4 protein-coding genes are annotated in these 2,749 nt (G+C 32.4%); all 4 read right to left on the bottom strand.

Annotated elements, in window-relative coordinates:
- Window positions 1–352 precede the first annotated feature (352 nt).
- Window positions 353–787 (bottom strand): hypothetical protein, encoded by a 435-nt coding sequence (locus tag KO524_RS15080; RefSeq protein WP_255555287.1) that lies wholly within the window; start codon window positions 785–787, stop codon window positions 353–355.
- 2 nt (window positions 788–789) lie between these two features.
- Window positions 790–1,614 carry an RHS repeat-associated core domain-containing protein gene (locus tag KO524_RS15075; RefSeq protein WP_219295061.1) on the bottom strand — a complete coding sequence of 275 codons (825 nt, stop codon included), beginning with the start codon at window positions 1,612–1,614 and terminating at the stop codon, window positions 790–792.
- A 7-nt stretch (window positions 1,615–1,621) separates the two neighbouring features.
- A complete protein-coding gene (locus KO524_RS15070; RefSeq protein ID WP_219295060.1) occupies window positions 1,622–2,215 on the bottom strand; it encodes a hypothetical protein in 594 nt (197 codons plus the stop codon).
- A 2-nt stretch (window positions 2,216–2,217) separates the two neighbouring features.
- Window positions 2,218–2,749, bottom strand: a 532-nt coding sequence (locus KO524_RS15065) for a hypothetical protein (RefSeq protein WP_219295059.1), incomplete at its 5' end; no start/stop codon positions are given.

Here is a 2,749-nt window from a genome sequence, read left to right as displayed (position 1 = left end):
ACTTACAAAGTATAAACCCTCAGGATTACAAAATTTATAATTTCTACTCATTTTGATTGTTTTATTCCTCTGAATAAAAATAGAGAAAAATCTTTCATAAACACAAAACGCCCAATATAATTGAGCGTTTTTTATTTGACATAGACCACGCGAGAGGACTCGCGCGGTAGCGTAGCCGGACATTTTTAATACTCGCGTAACAGCGGGCGAGACTACTTGGTTGTCAAGTAAACACACGAAATCACTATTAAAAAAACAAGCATATACACATGTAAATCAAATGTTTAATATGTTAACTTAATGACGTGCTCGCGCGATAGCGAAGATTTTATCCTTCGTGCACTAGCGGGGGTTATTTGTTAGAATACACTGAATTATCTAAAATATAAATACTTAAATATTTTAAATCAGATTTTAGCTTATCAATTCCATTATCACTGTATAAGAATATTGAATCATTCTCATCTTTTTTATTCATATAATCTTCTAATATACAATCTCCGTTGTTAATTATTTTCATTTTTGAATCCGTATTAACAATCAATTTTCCATTATACCATATTAAAGTTATACCACCTGTATTAACTGTCTCAATAGCACAGCTTGATGGCTTAATAATACCATAATATTTATAAGGAATCACATAACATATTCCTCCAATTCTTTTCCAAACAGTTACTTCTTTACCGTCTTCAAGTTTATAGAAACTTCGACTTTGGTCAATCGCAAAGCAAATAAATAAAAAAAATAATATAACATAACCGGCTGATTTAATATACTTCTTCATAATTAATTCAATCCATTTCTTTGTCTATTTCTATATTGCATAGGATTCTTTTGTCCCCAAATTCTATATCCAGCTGTGTGTCCTACTTTTTGGGCATATTGAGATGGTTTTCCCTCTGTAGCAAAAGGGTTTAACTGTTGCCATTTTTGCAATCCATCAAACGCACTCCTTGTATCACTCCAATTCCATCCTTTAGAGGCAGCAAAATAACCAGCTCCAACGTTTCCAATATCTCTTGCAGAAGCAAAAATAGTTTTTCCACTATTACTTTCCGACATATTATCAATACCTTGGAATAACATTCCTCTATAATGATGTTTATTCCATTGGGTAGTAGGTAATTCATTTCTACCTCTTGCCTTAAAATCATAATGTTTACCGCCAGTTGCATTAGGCATATAATCTAATTGTGTCAAACTGGAATTATTTACAACTTCATTATTTAAAAAGTCAATTCCAGAAGTATCATAAGTATTAATCACAGCCCCTTTAACAGCTTTTCCTTCTTCTGTTAAAAAAGAATACTCTGTCAATGATTCTCCTATCTTTTCAGATTTTTTATTATAATGCCCTTTTGAATCAGCTAAATATATACTCTTATCTCCATCTGCTTTTCCACTTACCACTTCATATTTTCCCTCTCCAATTTTTCTTACTCCAATACTTTCTCCACCTTCCTTACTCATCCCCGTAGGGTCAGTAAAGTTAATCGGGTTGTTTCCAACGTACGAATACGGTTCCATGGTTTGCTCCGCCAACGGATCCACATTCAAAAATATACTAGCCCCCGGATTATAGCAACGCGCACCATAGTCGTATAGCGTCATAGTATTTTTATTCTTCGTGCACTAGCAGGGGTGTAGCATCCTGGTTCTTATCCAAAAACAATGCAACCTTTTTTACAATACTTATCTTTTTTTTATAATCAATCTCTAAAGAAATATCATAAAGACAATGTCCTAAATCGATTTGCACATATTTTATCTCAATACCATCTAATAGCCTATAAAATTCCATACTAACATAAAACCCATCTCCTAATTCTATTTCCGAGATTGACTCCGGGTCTTTTGTTAAGTCATTAATATAATACTCATTATACCAACTCATATCATACCCAAAACAATTAACAAATTCTTTGTATCCATTTTCCAAATCTATCATTAATGGAGAATATGCATAATTATTGTAAAAAGTTTTAAAAAAATCATCAATACTTTTTTTACTTAACATTGACAATTTCTTTTTACTCCCTACTCCATTCATCATCATTATATCTCCATTTGCTTTTGAAGAAACCGTAACCACAACCAAATACTTAAGAGCATTTCCAACTTCCTTCTTAGCATTAATTTTATAATATGAGTTACATCCTGAAAAATAACACATAAAAAATGACAGTACTAAAGCATAGCAAATTCTTATCATAACTATTCGACTTTAGGTAAAAAACTACCATTCCCTAATTGGTTCGCTTCTTTTCGAGTCATCCTCTCAGGAGGATATTCCATTAAACCTCCTGTATTTCCTGTTCGTATATTGTCATCTAATCCCAAAGTATGTCCTACTTCATGAATTCTATTAATGCTATTATCATGTTTTGAATTCATCATTATTGATTTTTTCCTTTCTGTAACACCGCCTGTTTCTAACATAGTACCTTCTTGATCTATCCTAACTTTAAACACATTTCTATGAGAATCCTCATTTCCTCTCTCCAAACTATTACCAATACTGTACCCTTCAAATTGCTCTGCATTTGCTTTTATTTTAGTTTGAAGCGAACTTCCACCGTCCTTGAAACTTAAATCAAATTTAATGCTGTATCCCCCCGCTGCCGCACGAATCCTTCCATAAATCCGCAACTCTATACCAGAAGTTAATATTTTATCATTTAGAACTACTAAGGATGAAGAAAAGTAGCTTAAGTAATTATTTAGGTTGCTTAAGGAGCATAGTTTT

The organism is Flavobacterium sp. NKUCC04_CG, assembly GCF_019345525.1.
Classification (GTDB): domain Bacteria; phylum Bacteroidota; class Bacteroidia; order Flavobacteriales; family Flavobacteriaceae; genus Flavobacterium.
Note: the sequence above shows the minus strand (reverse complement) of the source record. Positions and strands in the feature narration are given on the sequence as shown.

Coding starts and splice junctions, on each gene's coding strand:
- KO524_RS15080 (WP_255555287.1), bottom strand. CDS start 787: ATGAAGAAGTATATTAAATCAGCCGGTTATGTTATATTATTTTTTTTA.
- KO524_RS15075 (WP_219295061.1), bottom strand. CDS start 1,614: ATGACGCTATACGACTATGGTGCGCGTTGCTATAATCCGGGGGCTAGT.
- KO524_RS15070 (WP_219295060.1), bottom strand. CDS start 2,215: ATGATAAGAATTTGCTATGCTTTAGTACTGTCATTTTTTATGTGTTAT.